The sequence below is a fragment of the Janthinobacterium aquaticum genome (assembly GCF_009208565.1).
Lineage (GTDB): Bacteria > Pseudomonadota > Gammaproteobacteria > Burkholderiales > Burkholderiaceae_D > Janthinobacterium.
Genome location: NZ_WFLK01000002.1, coordinates 413,042 through 431,196 on the forward strand (window position 1 = coordinate 413,042; position 18,155 = coordinate 431,196).

Sequence of the window (18,155 nt, forward strand, 5' to 3'; positions counted from 1 at the left end):
TACGCCTGTTTTTTAATTGGCGGCAGTTTTGCTTATCGGCAATGTTAATCGCTGCTGCAGAGTGAGGTAGTTCCCATGCAAGGTTTGAAAAATGTCAGTATCGGCGTACGGCTCGGTCTGGGTTTTGCCGTTATTTTGTTGTTTTCGATGTTGATTACCGGCATCAGCGTCTGGCGCTTGCACGAGGTGGCCAGCGCGACGCGCGTGATGATGGAGCAGCCGCTGGCCAAGGAACGTCATATTTCCGACTGGTATAGCCGCATCGACAGTGCCGTGCGCCGTACCATTGCCATTGCCCGCAGCAGCGATACTTCGCTGAGCGCCTATTTTGCCGAGGAATCGAAAGTATCGTCGTCCAGTTCGGCCGACTTGCAAAAGAAAATCGAGGCGCTGATCGACAGCAGCGAAGAAAAAGCCATGTTTGCCGCCTTGCTGGAACAGCGCAAGATTTACCTGTCCTCGCGCGACCAGGTCTACAAGCTCAAGGGCGAAGGCCAGGCCGAGGCCGCCAACGAAGTGTTTGACAAGACCTTTGTGCCTGGCGCAGCGAAGTACCAGAAAATGGTCTATGAACTGCTTGAACACCAGCGCGCCAGCATCGACGCGACCGCGCGCCAGATCGACGCCGTGGCTGTGACCAGCCGTAACCTGCTGCTGGCGCTGGCCGCACTGGCCCTGGCCTTTGGCGTGGTCTGTGCCTGGCTGCTGACGACCGGCATCGTGCGCCCGCTGCGCACCGCTGTCGCGGTGGCGCGCCGCGTGGCCGCTGGCGACCTGACTGCGCAGTTCAACAGCGACGCGAAAGATGAAACCGGCCAGTTGCTGCAGGCACTCAAAGAGATGAACGGCAGCCTGCTGACCATCGTGGGCGAAGTGCGCGGCGGGACCGACAGCATTGCCACCTCGTCGAGCCAGATTGCGGCCGGCAACCAGGATTTGTCGAGCCGCACCGAGCAGCAGGCCGGTTCGCTGGAAGAAACCGCTTCGTCGATGGAAGAACTGACCTCGACCGTGCGCCAGAACGCCGACAACGCGCGCCAGGCCAATCAGCTGGCGGCAACGGCTGCGCAAGTGGCCGTCAAGGGCGGCGCCGTGGTGGCGCAGGTGGTGGGTACCATGCAGGCAATCAATAGTTCGTCGAACAAGATTGTCGATATCATCGGCGTCATCGATGGCATCGCCTTCCAGACCAACATCCTGGCCCTGAACGCTGCTGTGGAAGCGGCGCGTGCCGGTGAGCAGGGCCGTGGCTTTGCCGTGGTGGCTACCGAAGTGCGCAACCTGGCGCAGCGTTCAAGCCAGGCTGCGAAAGAAATCAAGCAGCTGATCGGCGCTTCGGTCGAGCAGGTCAATACCGGCAGCAAGCTGGTCTCGGAAGCGGGCGCCACCATGGACGATATCGTGGCCAGCGTGCAGCGCGTCAGCGACATCATTACAGAAATTACGGCAGCGAGCAGCGAACAGAGCGCCGGCATCGATGAAATCAACCATGCCATCGGCCAGATGGACGCCGTCACGCAGCAAAACGCAGCGCTGGTGGAAGAGGCCGCCGCCGCCGCCGAGTCGATGCAGCATCAGGCGCAGCGCCTGGCCGAGGTGGTCAGCGTGTTCCGTCTCGAAGGGGGCGCGCCGCACTTTGTGGCGCCGCTTCCACAATCGGCGGCAGGCGGTCGGGTCAGGCGACAACTTGGACACCGCACCTGATAGTTTTTGTTATTATTTTTTGCAATTCTTCTATCTCCTGGGTCCAGTTCATGAATGCATTAAGAAATATCAGTATCGGTGTGCGTCTCGGTTTGGGTTTTGCCATGATCCTGTTGTTTTCCATGGCGATTACCGGCATCAGCGTCTGGCGCTTGCACCAGGTGGCGGCCGATACGCGTGCCGTGATGGAGCAGCCGCTGGCCAAGGAGCGCTTAATTTCGGACTGGTCCGGCAAGATCGACAGCGGCATCCGTCGCACCACCGCCGTTGCACTCAGCAGCGATCCCTCGCTGGGGCCGTATTTTGCGCAAGAGGCCAAGGCTTCGTCGGCCATCTCCAGTGAACTGCAAAGCAAGATCGAAGCCTTGCTGGCCACGCCGGAGGAAAAGGAATTGTTTCGCCAGATCAGCGATCTGCGCAAGGTCTACCTGAGCTCGCGCGACCAGATCAACAAGCTCAAGCAGGCGGGGCAGCTTGATGAAGCGCGCCAGGTATTTGAGAGCACATTCGTGCCCGGTTCAGGAAAATTCATGAAAACGGTGCAGGAACTGCTGCAGCACCAGCGCGCCGCCATCGACGCCAATGCGCATGAAGTCGATGCGGTGGCGCGCACCAGCCGCAACCTGCTGCTGGCGCTGGCGGCGCTGGCGCTGGCGCTGGGCGCAGTGTGCGCCTGGTTGCTGACGATCAGCATCGTCCATCCGCTGCGCACGGCCGTGGAAGTGGCGCGCCGGGTGGCCGATGGCGACCTGACCACCAAGATCGACAGCGACGCGCACGATGAAACGGGGCAGCTGCTGCATGCCTTGAGCGATATGAACGGCAGCCTGCAACGCATTGTCGGCGAAGTGCGCAGCAGCACCGACAGTATCGCCACCTCGTCGACCCAGATTGCGGCCGGCAATCAGGATTTGTCGAGCCGTACCGAGCAGCAGGCCGGCTCACTCGAGGAAACCGCCTCGTCGATGGAAGAACTGACCTCCACCGTGCGCCAGAACGCCGACAATGCGCGCCAGGCCAACCAACTCGCCGCCACGGCAGCGCAGGTGGCCGTCAAGGGTGGCGCGGTGGTGGCGCAGGTGGTCGGCACGATGGAGTCGATCAACAGTTCCTCGAACAAGATTGTCGATATTATTGGCGTGATCGACGGCATTGCCTTCCAGACCAATATCCTGGCCCTGAATGCAGCGGTGGAAGCGGCGCGCGCCGGCGAGCAGGGTCGCGGCTTTGCGGTGGTGGCGTCGGAAGTGCGTAACCTGGCGCAGCGTTCGAGCCAGGCTGCAAAGGAAATCAAGGAGCTGATCGGCGCCTCGGTCGAACAGGTCAGTGCCGGCAGCAAACTGGTTGCCGAAGCCGGCTCGACCATGGACGATATCGTCGCCAGCGTGCACCGCGTCAGCGACATCATTACCGAAATTACCGCCGCCAGCAGCGAACAGAGCGCCGGTATCGATGAAATCAACCATGCCATTGGCCAGATGGACGCCGTCACGCAGCAGAATGCCGCGCTGGTGGAAGAAGCCGCTGCGGCGGCCGAGTCGATGCAGAACCAGGCCGAGCATTTGCAGCAGGTGGTCAGTGTGTTCAAACTTGATGGATCGGCGCGTACGGCCGCGCCTGCAGGATCCGTAGGTCGGATTAGCGGGGCGAAGCCCCGCGTAATCCGACAACACCGCTGACGTCAACAATGTTGTTGGCGGGGCGAAGCCCCGCGTAATCCGACATCACCACTGACGTCAACAATGTTGTCGGATTACGGCCTGCGGCCTAATCCGACCTACGCCCCACCGTCGCCGGCAGCATGAGAATCGGGCCCCGTTCGCCCCTCCAGTGCAATCGCCGCCTGCGACAGGCGATCCGCCTCGCCATTGCGGTGGCGCGGCACCCAGTGCAGGCTGGCGCCGGGCAGTTGCGCCAGCAGGGCGTGGACTGCGGCGCGCTGCGTCTCCAGGCCCTTGGCCGGGCGCCTGGTCACGCCCAATACATCGTTGATCACGACCTGGCTGTCGCCATGCAGCAGCAATTGCGCCGGCTGCACCTGCAGCGCTGCCTGCAGCAAGGCTGCCAGCGCCGCATATTCGGCTTCGCTGCTGTCGCCGTAACCGGCCGCCAGACTGATTTCCACGCGCTCGCCGTTCGGTCCCAGCAGCAGGGCGCCGATGCCCATCTTGCCAGGATTGGGATGGGCCGAGCCGTCGAACCAGCCGTGCCAGGCCAGTGGCGGCGCCTGTTCGGCTGCCGCCTTGCGTTCGCGCCGCAGCTGCGCCTTGTGTAGCGTGTTCTCCGACGCCACTATTTAAGCCACAGCAGATCAAGCAGCGCAGCGATCCAGCATGCCACCAGTACGCCCACGGCAATCGTCATGCCGGGGCCATCGTTGGCCGACATGGCGGCTACTTTCTCGGTAATCAGCTGCACGTCCAGCGGCAGGGCGCCGCTGTTGATCTGCGCCATCACGGCGTCGGTACGTTCGATAATATTGCGGATAATCAGCAGCAGGGCAATCAGTGCCGGCACCGCAAACAGCGCACCGCGCCGCTTGCGTCCGAGTAGCAGATGGCCGGTGCCGGGAAACACCAGGGCCGACATCAGGATGGCCCTGGGACGTTTGGAAGAAATGGCGCTGTGCATGCTGGCCTTGGCAGGAAGAAAAACCTGCATCATACTCCAGCGCCCTCGCGCAGCGCGTCCTCATTACTGCCAGCCGAATTTGCGCAGATAGTAGCGTTTCATCAGCGTGGTCAGCGCCGTATAGGCTACCAGGATGGCCAGCAGCCACGGGAAGTAGGCCAGCGGCAGCGCTTCGAGCTTGAAGTAGCTGGCCAGCGGTCCCATCGGCAGGAATACGCCGACGGCCATGATGGCGGTGGTGGCCACCAGCAGCGGCACCGAAGCCATGCTGTCGATAAAGGGCAGCTTGGGCGTGCGGATCAGATGCACGATCAGCGTTTGCGTCAGCAGGCCGACGACGAACCAGCCCGACTGGAACAGCGTCTGATGGGCCGGGCTGTTGGCGCCGAACACATGCCACATCAGCACAAAAGTGGTGACGTCGAAGATCGAGCTCAGCGGCCCAAAAAACACCATGAAGCGGCCGATATCGCGCGGGTTCCACGACAGCGGTTGCTGGATCAGTTCAGCGTCGACATTGTCGAACGGAATGGCGATCTGCGACACATCGTACAGCAGGTTCTGCACCAGCAGATGCAGCGGCAGCATCGGCAAAAACGGCAGGAAGGCGCTGGCGATCAGCACCGAGAACACATTGCCGAAGTTCGAGCTGGCCGTCATGCGGATGTACTTGAGCATGTTGCTGAAGGTACGGCGCCCTTCGAGCACGCCTTCTTCGAGCACCATCAGACTTTTTTCCAGCAGGATGATATCGGCCGCTTCCTTGGCGATATCGACCGCCGAATCGACCGAGATGCCGATGTCGGCCGCGCGCAGCGCCGGCGCGTCGTTGATGCCGTCGCCCATAAAGCCCACGATATGGCCATTGCCGCGCAATGCGCGCACCAGGCGCTCCTTGTGCAGCGGGCTCAGCTTGGCGAACACCGTATGCTGCTCGGCCGCTACCGCCACCTGGGCGTCATCCATATCGTCGAGCTGCGGTCCTTGCAGCACGCCGCGCACCGGCAGGCCTACTTCGCGGCAGATCTTGGCCGTCACCAGATGGTTGTCGCCGGTCAGCACCTTGACGGTGACGCCGTGCTCGGCCAGCGCGCGCAGCGCCGGTGCCGTCGACTCTTTTGGCGGATCGAGAAAGGCCACGTAGCCGATCAGCGTGAGCGCCGTTTCATCGGCTACGCCATACACGGTTTTGTGCGGCGGCACTTCCTTGACGGCCACGGCCACCACGCGCAGGCCTTCGGCGTTCAGGCCATGGGTGGTGGCCAGCACGCGGTCGAGCAGGGCGGTGTCGAGCGGCACGTCCACGTCGCCCTGGCGCAGGTGGCTGCAGGCGGCCAGGATTTCTTCGACCGCGCCCTTGCAGATCAGCTCATGGTGGTCATTTTTTTCTGCCACCACCACCGACATGCGGCGGCGCACGAAATCGAACGGAATCTCGTCCACTTTCACATAGTCGCGCACCAGCTGCATCTCGGTTTGCAGCTCGACATGGTCAAGCACGGCGCGGTCGAGCAGGTTTTTCAGGCCGGTCTGGTAGTGGCTGTTCAGATAGGCAAACTGCAGCACTTCGGTCGACGGCTGGCCGAAGACATCGGTATGGCGTTCGAGCACGATCTTGTCCTGCGTCAGGGTGCCGGTCTTGTCGGTGCACAGCACGTCCATCGCGCCGAAGTTCTGGATCGCGTCCAGGCGCTTGACCACCACCTTCTTTTTCGACAGCTTGACGGCGCCCTTGGCCAGCGTGCTGGTGACGATCATCGGCAGCATTTCCGGCGTCAGGCCGACCGCCACCGACAGCGCAAACAGGAACGCTTCCATCCAGTCGCCCTTGGTCCAGCCATTGATCAGGAACACCAGCGGCGCCATCACCAGCGCAAAGCGGATCAGCAGCCAGCTGACGCTGTTGACGCCGGCCTCGAAAGCGGTCGGCGTGCGTTCGGTGGCCGTCACGCGGGTGGCAATCGCACCGAAATAGGTACGGTTGCCGGTAGCCAGCACCAGTGCGCTGGCCGCGCCCGAGATCACATTGGTGCCCATGAACAGCAGGTTGGCCAGGTCCATCGGATTCTTGCCGGCGCCATCGTCCTCGGCCAGTTCGGCCATTTTTTCCACCGGCAAGGACTCGCCCGTCATGGCGGCCTGGCTGACAAACAGGTCCTTGGCAGACAGCAGCCGGCAGTCGGCCGGGATCATGTCGCCGGCCGACAGCACAATGATGTCGCCCTGCACCAGCTGGCGAATCGGCAGCTCGCGCTGCTGGCCGCCGCGCAGCACCGTGGCGGTATTGCTGACCATGGCTTTCAGGCGTTCGGCGGCGCGGTTGGAGCGGCCTTCCTGCACGAAGCGAAGCAGCGTCGACAGCACCACCATGCTGCCGATCACGATGGTGGCCTTGACGTCTTCGGTCAGGTAGGACACCACCGCCAGCACCGTCAGCAACAGGTTGAACGGATTTTTATAGCACAGCCACAGGTGCTGGTACCAGGCCAGCGGCTTTTCATGCTCGACTTCGTTCGGGCCGGTCTGCGCCAGGATGGCGTCAGCCTCGTCGTCATGCAGGCCTTCGGTGCGCGTGTGCAGGCGCGCCAGCACGGCGGGCAGCGCTTCGCGCGCGGCGGCCTGCAACTGCTGCGCAAGGTGGTCCGGCACGGCGCGCGCCGTGCTGTTTTCCAGTGGCATGGTCTGACGGCGGAAATGGCCAGCGGTATGGCGTTTGCGCAGGAACGATTCGAACAGGCGTGTGAAGAGATTCATGGCTCTTCCTTTCAGGCGTAGGGGTGATAACAGTGTTGTGTGTTGCCAGCTGCCTGCATGCGGCAGCCTGTGGCGGCGCGGGCCAGCCCGGCGATAGCGGGTGGCAGTTCTTGCGCTTGCCGTGTCAATTGTTGATACCAGATCATCACCGTCTCCTGTGGAAGCAGGGAGGTCAGGCGAGACTTGTCGCTGCGCCGGCATCAAGCCAGGCAGCCATCGGGGTCAGTAGCCGGCCAGGTGGCCGATTAATTTTTCAGAGGGAGGGAGTCTGATCTTCAGGAAGAAGATCAGGGGCGCCACACCTTGCTGGGCAAGGCGCGGCATGGAGTTGCGCGTGCTTGCCGGGATTAATCGTCGAACCAGGATCGACTACTGTCACTAGAACAAGTACCCACTGAAAACTCCGTAAAATTAAGAATGGACGGATGATAAAAGTGCATCAAGGCAACGTCAAGTAAAAACTGCACACATTACCGAAGCGTAATCCAGCGGCCTTCATGCGCCGATTCCAGCGCTGTGGCAATCACGCGATCGACCTCGTAGCCGTCGCGAAAGGTGGGCCAGACCGGCTGGCCGCTGGCAATCGCCTGCAGAAAGTCGCGCGCCTCGATCACGATCTGGTCGTTGTAGCCGGTGCCGTGGCCGGCACCCTGGCTGAAGGGCAGGAAGTCCGGGTGGCCAGGGCTCATCAGCAGCTTCTGGAAACCCTGCCGTGCGGCCGGCCGGCCGGCGTCGTACAGCCACAGCGCATTCTGGTCCTCCTGGTCAAAGGCAATCGCGCCTTTGGTGCCGGTAATGCGGTAGGTATAGCCCATCTTGCGCCCGGCTGCCACGCGGCTGAAGGTCAGGGCGCCGCGCGCGCCATTGGCAAAGCGCAGCAGCAGATTGCCCTGGTCGTCGTTTTCCACCGCCTCCATGCCGTGCGACCCCCGGCGCTGGCCGTGCACCACGTTGAGATCGGCCACCAGCGCCTCGACCGGGCCGGCCAGGCGCAGCACGGCGTTGATCGCGTGCGAGCCGACATCGGCCAGCGCACCGGCGCGCGTGGCGGTGGCTGCGCGCGTGCGCCATGAGGCTGGCTTGGCTGGGTCATGCAGATAGTCTTCCACATGCTCAGCCGCCACATGGATGATCTCGCCGATCTCGCCCGCTTCGATAATCTGGCGCGCCAGCTGGCTGGCCGGGGTGCGGATATAGTTGTAGCCCACCATATTGGCCAGGCCGGCCTGTTCGGCCGCCTGCGCCAGCTGCAGCGATTCGGTGGCCGAGACGCCCAGCGGCTTTTCGCACAGGATATGCTTGCCGTGCGCCAGCGCCGCCAGCACCATCTCCCGGTGCGTATGGGGCGGGGTGGCGATAATTACGGCATCGATCTCTGGGTCAAGCACCACGCTGCGCCAGTCGCCGCTGGAACGGCGCCAGCCCAGTGCATCGGCCGCTTGCGCTGCACCCTGCACGCTGCTGGTGGCAAGCATGTCGCACACTGGCGCCAGGCTGGTATTGAAAATGCTGCGTACCGATTGCAGCGCAATGCTGTGCGCCTTGCCCATGTAGCCGGCGCCGATCAGGCCGACATGCAGTTGTTTGCGTGGTGTGTGCATATACGTGTCTCTCTTATGGTTGTTGTCGGGCGTTTTTGCTGTCGAGCGCATCGACCAGGCGCGCTGCCGGCCAGCGTTCGTCAAGCGCCTGCTGCATGATCTGCTGCTGGGTAGGCGGTGCCATGCCGCCGATCGGCGGATCGCGGTCCAGGTTGCCGGGAAAGGCGTAGCCCTCGGCGCAGGCGGCTATGGCATGCTGCGCGTCGCTGGCCGACAGCAGGCCCTGTTCGCACAATGCCAGCAGCGCCGGATACAGCGTGCAGCTCATCTTGTGGCGGTCCAGCGCCTCCATCGCGCGCCCGAAGGGCGACGATACCTGCAGCAGGTTGGCCATGCGCCGGATCGAGCTTGAACGGTTATGGCCGGCCGCATGGAACAGCGCAGGATTGAAGAACACGGCGTCGCCCTTGGCCAGCGGCAGCTGTACATGGTGCTGTTCAAAGTAGTCGCGAAACTGGTCCTGATGGTAGGCCAGGTAGCCGGCCCGGTAAAGCTGGGAATAGGGCAGGTACAGCGTGGGCCCCGATTCAAGCGGCATGTCGCAATGGGCGACCGCACCCTGCAATGTGAGCATCGGCGACATGGCGTGCACATGGGCCGGATAGCTGCTGCTGGCGCTTTCGGACTGGAAGCCCAGGTGATAGTCGCGGTGCGGCGACTGCGCTGCGCCGCCGGGATTGACCACGTTGACCTGCGCCGTCATCTGGTAGCCAGGCCCCAGCCACGCTGTGCTGATCCAGGCCAGGGCCGGATTGGCAAAGTAGCGGGCAAACAGTTGCGGCGCGCGCAGGCAGAGCTTTTGCTGCGCATTCCAGATGCGGTCATTGGCGCCTGGGCGCGCAAAATGGTCGCCACTGGCCGCGCCGCTCGCATGCTGTTCGTCGATCAGGTCTTGGAAAACAGCGCTGACGGCGTCGATGACGGCGTGGTCTGGCACCGCGCGCGCCAGTACCAACACGCCGGGGCCGTCCTGCAGCGCGCGGCCCCATTCGGCCTGCAGTGCGCGCAGCGATGCGCTGTCTTCTGCAAGGTGGCGCAAGGCGTCGCAGTCGTACACCGGCACATTCGACTGCACGCTGGCGGCATAGGGGTAGTCGGCCGCCAGCGTGGTGCGGCTGGTGAGGTGGATAAAATCGTCGAGATGGCATTGCTCGGGCGACAGCCAGAATGGCTGCTCGCGCATGGCCTGCGCTGTAGAGTAGGCTGGCATCGGGTCTCCGTTTAATTGTGCTGTACACTCAGTATAGGCAGCAGAAACCGCATTGCTGTTTCAAAAAACCCTCAAAAACACCTCAAGGCAAGCGCGCGATGGCCCATCCGATTCCGCTGAAACTGATTGCGCTGCAAGCCGGCGTCAGCCTGGCCACGGTCGACCGGGTCATCAAGCAGCGCGGCGGCGTGCAGGCGGCCACCGTGCGGCGCGTGATGCAGGCACTCGATGAACTGCAGCGCCAGAGCACGCAGGTGGGCCTGGCCGGCCGCAAATTCCTGCTCGACGTGTGCATGGTGGCGCCGCAGCGCTTTAGCGACGCGGTGCGCAGTGCGCTCGAGGCCGAACTGCCGTCGCTGCAGCCGGCTGTGCTGCGCGCGCGGCTGCATCTGCATGAAACGCTGGAGGTGGACGCACTGGTGCAGCTGCTCGAACGCATCCGCAAGAACGGCAGTCACGGCGTGTTGCTCAAGGCGCCGGACGTGGCGCCGGTCAGCGCGGCGGTCGACCGCCTGGTGGCGGCCGGCATCCCGGTCGTCACGCTGGTGACCGATCTGCCGGCCTCCAGGCGCTGCAGCTATGTCGGCATCGACAACCGCGCCGCCGGCGAGACGGCCGCCTATCTGCTGGGCCAGTGGCTGCCGCGCAAAAAGCAACAAGTGCTGGTGACCCTGAGCAGCAACCGCTTTCATGGCGAAGAAGAGCGCGAGATGGGTTTCCGGCGCGCGCTGCGCGAACGCTGCCGGCACCTGGAAATCGTGGAAGTGAGCGAGGGCCACGGCATCGACGGCGCCACCGGCGTGCTGGTGCACCAGGCGCTGGCCCGGCATGCCGATATCGGCGCCGTGTATTCGATTGGCGGCGGCAATGGCGCCATCGTGCAGGCCTTTGCCAGTGCGGGCCGCACCTGCCACGCTTTTATCGCCCATGACCTCGACAGCGACAACCTGGCGCTGCTGCACTCTGGCGCGGTGCAGGCGGTGCTGCACCATGACCTGGCGACCGACATGCGCCGCGCCTGCCAGGAACTGCTGCGCGCACAGGGCGCGCTGGCGCCGCTGTCCAGGCCTGCGGCGCGCTCTGCCATCGTGGTGGTCACGCCGTTCAATGTGCCAGTGCAAGCGTAGTGCGACCGTCCTGCCCGCACGGCACCGGCACGCGTCAATAAAGCCGTTCTTAAGCCTCGGCCGCCGGATTTATTGTAAGTTATGTTGCTTACCCATAGGCAAGATCATTTAGTCTGAAACGATTCAGATGTTTTCAAAGCGAGGAGAACGACCATGAAGACCAGCAAGATGCAACGAATCGCAGGGGAGGGCGCATGAGCCCGACCGGTATCCTGTTAATCGGTACTGCCGCGGCACTGGCGTTTGCCGCCTGGAGCGCCTGGCGCGCCCGCTGTGAAAAGCGCGATGTGGTGTGTTTGGGTGTCGTGGCGGGCATACTGGCCGTACCGGGCGCCGCCATACTGGCGCTGTAAATTTTCTTCTCAAGGCAGGCGTTCGTCCTGCCTTTTTCACCTTCTTTGCGTGCTTTAACCTCGCCCGGTCCACACGGCAGCGCAGGCGCCTGCTACCATTCGTCCGGCATTATTTCCTGACTGATGGATTATCGAACATGGCATTAAAAGACTCCCTGCTGGCGCGCCCCTCGCTCACTTCCGCCGTGACACTGACCTGCGCGCTTGGCCTGCTCTATTTCGGCCGCCCGGTGTTGGAGCCGCTGGTGCTGGCGCTGATACTGAGCCTGGTCATTTCTCCGCTGATCCGCGTTTTTCACCGCTGGGGCCTGGGTTTCCTGACCTCGACCATACTGTCGCTGCTGCTGGCCGGCGCCAGCGTGGTGGTGGTGGGCGCCGTGCTGGCGCTGCAGCTGGTGTCGGTGACCAAAGAGCTGCCGCATTACCGTGCGGCCATCCATGCCAAGATCGGCAAGATCCAGGAGCTGACCGAGCGGCCGTTTATCCGCCTGGCGGCAGAATTGAATGCCGTCTCGCCGCTGACCAAGGGCAGTACAGGCGCACAGCCGGCCACCACCGGCTTGCCGCGCAATGCCACGCAAGCCATACCGGTGGAAATTCGCACCCCGGCGCCGGCCGCGCGCGATACGGTGGCGCGCTTTGTCTCGGTCGTCTCCGGTCCGCTGGGTGAAGCCGGTCTGGTGTTCGTGCTGCTGGTCTTTATCCTGCTCGAACATGAGTCGCTGCGTGAGCGCGTGGTGCGCCTGGCAGGGCAGGGTGACGCCAGCCGCACCATGCGCACGCTGGCGCATGCGGCCGAAGGCGTGTCGCGGTTTTTCTTCTCGCAGTTCCTGGTCAATATCATTTTTGCGCTGACCGTCTCGCTGGGGCTTTGGCTGCTGCAGGTGCCGCATGCCTTGCTGTGGGGCTCGCTGAGCGGCCTGCTGCGCTTTGTGCCGTATATCGGTGCGCTGGCGGCCGGCGTGGCCATCACGCTGTTTGTCGCGGCCATCGACCCTGGCTGGACGCTGGCGCTGTCCTGCATGGCCATGTTTGCCGCGCTCGAAGTGGTGGTGGCCAATATCGTCGAGCCCAAGGTCTACGGCCATAGTTCCGGCCTGTCGCCGCTGGCGGTGATCGTCTCGGCGCTGTTCTGGGGCACCCTGTGGGGTCCGGCCGGCCTGCTCATTTCCACGCCGCTGACCTTGTGCCTGGTGGTGGCGGGCCGCCATATCCGCGCGCTCGAAGCGGTCACCATCCTGTTTGCCGACACGCCCAGCGTCAGCGAGGCCGAGCGCTTCTACCACCGCGTGCTGGCCGGCAGTTCGACCGCCATTATCGATCATGCCCGTACCTACCTGCGCCGGCACAGCTTTGCACGCTACTGCGACCATGTGCTGCTGCCGGGCCTGAGCCTGGCCAACGCCGACCGCGCGCTGGGGCTGATTGACCAGGCCCAGCAGGATCGTATCCGCGGCAGCGTCATCACACTGGCCGATACCCTGGCGCTGGCCTCCAACGGCGGCCGTGGTACGTGGCGCCGGCGCAAGGTGTCGCTGGCCGACGCCAATATCGGTGCGCATCTGCGCCACGCGCGCGAAGCGCGGCTGGGCGCTTTCCAGGGCTCGCTTGATGTGCCTTTGCACTCGGTGGTGCTGTGCGCCGGCTTTGCCAATGAACGCGACGAATTTCGCAATGAACTGCTGGTGCTGGCGCTGCGCGAAGTCTGCGGCGATGTGCGCAGCATCGTGCTGGGACAGCCGCAGCCTGAACCTGTGACCGACAAGGGCAGCCTGGTCGGCACGGCCTTTATCATGTACCCGGACCAGACTTCGTTTGACGAATGGCGCGTGCTGTCGAGCGAATTGCGCGAGCATCTGCCCGACGCCACCCTGGTGACCGTGCGCCATCACAGCGACATGAATTTGCCGAGGCAGTCGGAGGTAGCGCAGTCGGTTGATATCGTGCTGCAGTCGTTCGAGGAGTGTCTCGCTTTTGTGACGCCGGTGACGCCGGAAAAGGCGGGCGTGGCCAAGCGGTCGTAGGTCGGATTAGGCCCAGAGGGGCCGTAATCCGACAACATTGTTGACGCTCGTGGTGTTGTCGGATTACGCCGCTTCGCGGCTAATCCGACCTACGATCTTCTGCCGTACCCGCTTGCGCGGGCACAGGCGGGTCTTACTCTTCGTACGCGCTGATCGGCGCGCAGCCGCAGAACAGGTTGCGGTCGCCGTAGACGTTGTCGGCGCGGCCGACCGGTGGCCAGTATTTGCGCTCGCGCAGCGAGGCGACCGGGTAGGCCGCCACTTCACGGCTGTACTTGCGCTCCCAGCTGTCCGACATCAGCACCTGCGCCGTGTGCGGCGCGTGCTTCAGCGGGTTGTCCAGGCGGTCGAATTCACCGCTGGCGACCTTGGCGATCTCGCCGCGGATGGCGATCATGGCGTCGACAAAGCGGTCGATTTCCACTTTCGATTCGCTTTCGGTCGGCTCGATCATCAGCGTGCCCGGTACCGGGAAGCTCATGGTCGGCGCATGGAAGCCGAAGTCCATCAGGCGCTTGGCCACGTCTTCGTTGCTGATGCCCGTCTCGTCCTGCAGCGGACGCAGGTCGATAATGCACTCGTGCGCCACCAGGCCGTCGTGGCCCGAATACAGCACCGGGTAGTGCGGGGCCAGGCGGCGTGCGATGTAGTTGGCGGCCAGGATCGCCGTTTCGGTCGCTGCCGTCAGGCCTTCTGCGCCCATCATGGCGATATACATCCACGAGATCGGCAGGATGCTGGCCGAGCCGAACGGCGCAGCACTGACGGCACCGATGCCGGCAACATCGCGCTGGTAGCCGGTCGAACGCTGGTTTGGCAGGAACTTGGCCAGGTGCGCGCCGACGCCGATCGGGCCGACGCCCGGGCCACCACCGCCGTGCGGAATGCAGAAGGTCTTGTGCAAATTTAAATGCGACACGTCGCCACCAAAACTGCCTGGCGCGGCCACGCCGACCAGTGCGTTCATGTTGGCGCCGTCGATATACACCTGGCCGCCGTGCGCATGGATGATCTCGCACAGTTCCTGGATGCCTTCTTCGAACACGCCGTGGGTTGACGGGTAGGTCACCATCACGCAGGCCAGGTTGGCGCTGTGTTTCTCGGCCTTTTCCTTCAGGTCGGCCAGGTCGACGTTGCCGTTGTCGTCGCAGCGCGTGACCACCACCTGCATGCCGACCATATTGGCCGAGGCCGGATTGGTGCCGTGCGCCGACGATGGAATCAGGCAGATATTGCGGTGGCCTTCACCGCGCGACTCGTGGTAGGCCTTGATCACCAGCAGGCCTGCGTATTCGCCTTGCGAGCCGGCGTTCGGCTGCAGCGAGATGGCGGCGTAGCCGGTCAGAGCGCACAGCATTTCTTCGAGCTGGGCGATCATTTCGCGATAGCCCACGGTCTGCGCGTCCGGTGCGAACGGGTGGATATTGGAAAATTCTGGCCAGGTAACCGGAATCATTTCCGAGGTGGCGTTCAGCTTCATGGTGCACGAGCCGAGCGGAATCATGGTGCGGTCCAGCGCCAGATCCTTGTCGGCCAGGCTGCGCAGGTAGCGCAGCATTTCGTGTTCCGAATGGTAGCTGTTGAACACCGGGTGCGTCAGGTAGCTGCTGGTGCGTACCAGTTGTTCTGGCAGCGCGCTGGCCACGGCCGCGTCGATGGTGTCCAGGTCCGGTGCGGCCGGTGCATTGGCCACGCCTTGCGCAAACACATTCCACAGCAGGGCGATATCGTCGCGCGTGGTGGTTTCGTCAAGCGACACGCCGACATGGGTGGCGTCGATGCGGCGCAGGTTGACGCCGTGCGCCAGTGCGGTCGCGTGCAGCGTTTCGGCATTGGCCACTTCAACCGTCAGCGTGTCGAAATAGGTGGCGTTGGCAATGCCGTAGCCCAGCAGTTTCAGGTTCGCTGCCAGTACGCCTGTAAAGCGGTGCACGCGCTGGGCGATCTGCAGCAGGCCGGCAGGGCCGTGGTAGACCGCGTACATCGAGGCCATCACGGCCAGCAGCACTTGTGCGGTACAGATATTGGAGGTGGCTTTTTCGCGGCGGATATGCTGTTCGCGCGTTTGCAGGGCCAGGCGGTAAGCCTTGTTGCCTTGCGCATCAACCGTCACGCCGACCAGGCGGCCGGACATATTGCGTTTGAATTCGTCGCGCGTGGACAGGTAGCCGGCGTGCGGGCCACCAAAGCCCAGCGGTACGCCAAAGCGCTGGCTGTTGCCCACCACTACGTCGGCGCCCCATTCGCCCGGAGGCGTGAGCATGGTCAGCGCCAGCAGGTCGGCCGCGACGATCACCATCGCGCCATTGGCATGCAGTTTTTCCACGCCGGCGCGGTAGTCGCGCACCACGCCATGGACGCCCGGGTATTGCAGCAGCACGCCGAAGCAGTTGTCGAGCGAGTCGATCTCGTCGGCGTCGAACACGCGCACGTCGATGCCGATCGGCTCGGCGCGCGTCTGCACCACTTCCAGCGTTTGCGGCAGCACGTCGCTGGCCACATACAGCACGTTCGATTTCGATTTGCCGACGCGCTGGATCAGCGTCATCGCTTCGGCGGCGGCCGTGCCTTCGTCGAGCATCGACGCATTGGCGATGCCCATGCCGGTGAGGTCAGTGATCACCTGCTGGAAGTTCAGGATCGCTTCCAGGCGGCCTTGCGAAATCTCCGGCTGGTAAGGCGTGTAGGCGGTGTACCAGGCCGGGTTTTCAAAGATATTGCGCAACACCACGCCAGGCGTGAAGGTGTTGTAATAGCCCTGGCCGATCACCGATTTCAATACCTGGTTCTTGCCGGCGATGGCTTTCAGGCGCGACAGCGCTTCCTGCTCCGGCATGGCTTCTGCATAGGCGCCCAGCGGCAGGGCGCCCTTGTTGCGGATATTGGCAGGCACCAGCGCATCGATCAATGCCGCGCGCGATTGATAGCCGACGGTGGCAAGCATGGCTTGCTGTTCGGAAGGGGAAGGGCCGATATGGCGGGCGATAAAGGCATCGCGTGCTTCGAGTTGGGTCAGGCTGGTGCGGGTCATGGTATAGGCCAAAAAAGACGGGAAAACTGGAGGACGGTGGCAAGCGGGCCAGCAGCGTGGCCCGCTCGGTGATGCAATTGCTGCTAACTTTTACGCGCCGGTGGTGGCGCCGTAGGCGGCAGCGTCGAGCAGGCCGTCGAGCGCCGAAACGTCTGCTGGCTTGATCTTGAACAGCCAGTTGGCGTAGGCGTCGGCGTTGATGCTTTCCGGTGCTGCAACCACGTCGTCGTTGACGGCGATGACTTCACCGGCAACCGGTGCGTAGATGTCGCTGGCAGCCTTGACCGATTCCACCACGGCGGCGTCGTCGCTGGCGCCAAAGGTGGCGCCCACGTCAGGCAGTTCGACAAACACGATATCGCCCAGTGCATCCTGCGCGTATTCGGTAATGCCGACGGTCAGCGTACCGTCCGCTTCAAGGCGTACCCATTCGTGGGAGGCGGTGTACTTCAGGTCTGCAGGAATATTCATTGTGAGGCTCCAGTCATGGTGTAGGGTGATGTTGGGGTGTTCTTGATCATGCAGCGAGGATTTTACCGTTACGCACGAACGGCAGCTTGACCACCGAGGCGGCCAGTTGCTTGCCGCGGATTTCCACGTGTACGGTGTCGCCGACATTGACGCCCATCGGCACGCGCGCCAGCGCGATCGCTTCCTGCATGGTCGGGCTGAAGGTGCCGCTGGTAATTTCGCCAGACGCTTCACTGCCGGCCACGATGACTTTCTGGTGGGCGCGCAGCACGCCGCCTTTTTCACGCAGGATCAGGCCGACGAATTGCGCGTTCTGGCCTTTGGCCTGCAATGCGGCCTTGCCGATGAAGTCGCGCTCGCTGACCAGGTCGATGGTCCAGGCCAGGCCGGCGTCGAGCGGGTTGACGGTTTCGTCCATGTCCTGGCCGTACAGATTCATGCCCGCTTCCAGGCGCAGCGTGTCGCGCGCGCCGAGGCCGGCCGGTTTTACGCCGGCCGCTGCCAGCGCGTTCCACAGTGCTTCGACCTGGCTTGCCGCTACGCCGATTTCAAAGCCGTCTTCGCCGGTGTAGCCGGTACGGGCCAGCATGGTTTCGCCAAATGGCGTGTCCTTGACGATCACGGCGTTAAAGGGCTTGAGCGCTTCGGAAGGCGCTTGCGTCTGCGGCAGTACCTGCCATACCTTGGCGCGTGCATTCGGACCTTGCACGGCCACCAGCGCCATCGGCTCGTTGCCGTCGCGCCGTTCGGTAATCTCAAGGCCGCTGTTGGTGGCGGCGTTTTGCTGCTGTATCCAGGCCACATCCTTGGTGGCGGTGCCGGCGTTGACCACCAGGCGGAACCAGCTTTCGTCAAAATAGTAGACGATCAGATCGTCGATCACGGTGCCTTCCGCGTTCAGCATGCACGAGTACAGCGCCTTGCCCGGTACCTGCAGCTTGTCGACGTTGTTGGCCAGCAGGCCGCGCAGGAAAGCGCGCACATTGGCGCCACGGATATCGACCACGCACATGTGCGACACATCGAACATGCCGGCGTCGCTGCGCACGGCGTTGTGTTCTTCGATTTGCGAGCCGTAGTTGACAGGCATGTCCCAGCCGCCGAAATCGACCATGCGGGCGCTGGCGGCACGGTGGGCGTTGTTGAGTGGGGTCGCGTTGAGCGTCATGGATTCCTCGAAGACGAAGGTAAAAGGGAGCATGCGGCGATAAGCCGCGCACAGTAAGGAGCGCCGAAAACGGCGATCCAT

General features: G+C 63.4%; 13 protein-coding genes. 5 read left to right on the forward strand and 8 right to left on the reverse strand.

Annotated elements, in window-relative coordinates:
* The first annotated feature begins 75 nt into the window (after positions 1-75).
* Both GCM43_RS04730 and GCM43_RS04735 read left to right on the forward strand, forming a co-directional pair.
* Positions 76-1,704, forward strand: a complete 1,629-nt coding sequence (locus GCM43_RS04730) for a methyl-accepting chemotaxis protein (protein ID WP_152242356.1) — start codon at positions 76-78, stop codon at positions 1,702-1,704.
* Positions 1,705-1,754: 50 nt separating this feature from the next.
* Positions 1,755-3,383 carry a methyl-accepting chemotaxis protein gene (locus GCM43_RS04735; RefSeq protein WP_152242357.1) on the forward strand — a complete coding sequence of 543 codons (1,629 nt, stop codon included), beginning with the start codon at positions 1,755-1,757 and terminating at the stop codon, positions 3,381-3,383.
* Positions 3,384-3,481: 98 nt separating this feature from the next.
* Here GCM43_RS04735 and GCM43_RS04740 read toward each other — a convergent pair whose 3' ends face one another.
* From GCM43_RS04740 to GCM43_RS04760, 5 genes are all read right to left on the reverse strand, one after another.
* Positions 3,482-3,997: a ribonuclease HI family protein gene (locus GCM43_RS04740; protein WP_226929319.1), complete on the reverse strand. Its 516-nt coding sequence runs from the start codon at positions 3,995-3,997 to the stop codon at positions 3,482-3,484.
* Positions 3,997-4,368 (reverse strand): hypothetical protein, encoded by a 372-nt coding sequence (locus tag GCM43_RS04745; RefSeq protein WP_226929320.1) that lies wholly within the window; start codon positions 4,366-4,368, stop codon positions 3,997-3,999. Before GCM43_RS04745 ends, GCM43_RS04740 begins: the two co-directional genes overlap by 1 nt.
* A gap of 30 nt (positions 4,369-4,398) precedes the next feature.
* The gene (gene mgtA / locus GCM43_RS04750; RefSeq protein ID WP_152242359.1) at positions 4,399-7,089 is read right to left on the reverse strand and encodes a magnesium-translocating P-type ATPase; all 2,691 of its coding nucleotides are present in this window, start codon (positions 7,087-7,089) and stop codon (positions 4,399-4,401) included.
* A gap of 470 nt (positions 7,090-7,559) precedes the next feature.
* Positions 7,560-8,690 carry a Gfo/Idh/MocA family protein gene (locus tag GCM43_RS04755; protein ID WP_152242360.1) on the reverse strand — a complete coding sequence of 377 codons (1,131 nt, stop codon included), beginning with the start codon at positions 8,688-8,690 and terminating at the stop codon, positions 7,560-7,562.
* 13 nt (positions 8,691-8,703) lie between these two features.
* Positions 8,704-9,900 carry a phytanoyl-CoA dioxygenase family protein gene (locus tag GCM43_RS04760; RefSeq protein WP_226929321.1) on the reverse strand — a complete coding sequence of 399 codons (1,197 nt, stop codon included), beginning with the start codon at positions 9,898-9,900 and terminating at the stop codon, positions 8,704-8,706.
* Positions 9,901-9,998: 98 nt separating this feature from the next.
* Between GCM43_RS04760 and GCM43_RS04765 the strand changes: the two genes are divergently transcribed.
* The 3 genes from GCM43_RS04765 to GCM43_RS04770 all read left to right on the forward strand — a co-directional run bounded on the left by GCM43_RS04765 (position 9,999) and on the right by GCM43_RS04770 (position 13,404).
* A complete protein-coding gene (locus tag GCM43_RS04765; protein ID WP_152242361.1) occupies positions 9,999-11,027 on the forward strand; it encodes a LacI family DNA-binding transcriptional regulator in 1,029 nt (342 codons plus the stop codon).
* Positions 11,028-11,221: 194 nt separating this feature from the next.
* Complete coding sequence (locus tag GCM43_RS25765; protein WP_193315539.1) at positions 11,222-11,380, forward strand: hypothetical protein; 159 nt, start codon at positions 11,222-11,224, stop codon at positions 11,378-11,380.
* Positions 11,381-11,517: 137 nt separating this feature from the next.
* Positions 11,518-13,404, forward strand: a complete 1,887-nt coding sequence (locus GCM43_RS04770) for an AI-2E family transporter (RefSeq protein WP_152242362.1) — start codon at positions 11,518-11,520, stop codon at positions 13,402-13,404.
* A gap of 133 nt (positions 13,405-13,537) precedes the next feature.
* Here GCM43_RS04770 and gcvP read toward each other — a convergent pair whose 3' ends face one another.
* The 3 genes from gcvP to gcvT form a co-directional block, all read right to left on the reverse strand.
* A complete protein-coding gene (gcvP, locus tag GCM43_RS04775) occupies positions 13,538-16,435 on the reverse strand; it encodes an aminomethyl-transferring glycine dehydrogenase (protein WP_152242363.1) in 2,898 nt (965 codons plus the stop codon).
* Between the two features lie 90 nt (positions 16,436-16,525).
* A complete protein-coding gene (gcvH, locus tag GCM43_RS04780) occupies positions 16,526-16,906 on the reverse strand; it encodes a glycine cleavage system protein GcvH (protein WP_152242364.1) in 381 nt (126 codons plus the stop codon).
* A 46-nt stretch (positions 16,907-16,952) separates the two neighbouring features.
* Positions 16,953-18,074 (reverse strand): glycine cleavage system aminomethyltransferase GcvT, encoded by a 1,122-nt coding sequence (gene gcvT, locus GCM43_RS04785; protein ID WP_152242365.1) that lies wholly within the window; start codon positions 18,072-18,074, stop codon positions 16,953-16,955.
* Positions 18,075-18,155: the final 81 nt, after the last annotated feature.

Excerpts from the sequence above, each read along its gene's own strand:
- GCM43_RS04760 (WP_226929321.1), bottom strand. The coding sequence starts at position 9,900 with ATGCCAGCCTACTCTACAGCGCAGGCCATGCGCGAGCAGCCATTCTGG.
- GCM43_RS04755 (WP_152242360.1), bottom strand. The coding sequence starts at position 8,690 with ATGCACACACCACGCAAACAACTGCATGTCGGCCTGATCGGCGCCGGC.
- gcvH (WP_152242364.1), bottom strand. The coding sequence starts at position 16,906 with ATGAATATTCCTGCAGACCTGAAGTACACCGCCTCCCACGAATGGGTA.
- GCM43_RS25765 (WP_193315539.1), top strand. The coding sequence starts at position 11,222 with ATGAGCCCGACCGGTATCCTGTTAATCGGTACTGCCGCGGCACTGGCG.
- GCM43_RS04765 (WP_152242361.1), top strand. The coding sequence starts at position 9,999 with ATGGCCCATCCGATTCCGCTGAAACTGATTGCGCTGCAAGCCGGCGTC.
- GCM43_RS04735 (WP_152242357.1), top strand. The coding sequence starts at position 1,755 with ATGAATGCATTAAGAAATATCAGTATCGGTGTGCGTCTCGGTTTGGGT.
- gcvT (WP_152242365.1), bottom strand. The coding sequence starts at position 18,074 with ATGACGCTCAACGCGACCCCACTCAACAACGCCCACCGTGCCGCCAGC.
- GCM43_RS04745 (WP_226929320.1), bottom strand. The coding sequence starts at position 4,368 with ATGATGCAGGTTTTTCTTCCTGCCAAGGCCAGCATGCACAGCGCCATT.
- mgtA (WP_152242359.1), bottom strand. The coding sequence starts at position 7,089 with ATGAATCTCTTCACACGCCTGTTCGAATCGTTCCTGCGCAAACGCCAT.
- GCM43_RS04770 (WP_152242362.1), top strand. The coding sequence starts at position 11,518 with ATGGCATTAAAAGACTCCCTGCTGGCGCGCCCCTCGCTCACTTCCGCC.
- GCM43_RS04730 (WP_152242356.1), top strand. The coding sequence starts at position 76 with ATGCAAGGTTTGAAAAATGTCAGTATCGGCGTACGGCTCGGTCTGGGT.
- gcvP (WP_152242363.1), bottom strand. The coding sequence starts at position 16,435 with ATGACCCGCACCAGCCTGACCCAACTCGAAGCACGCGATGCCTTTATC.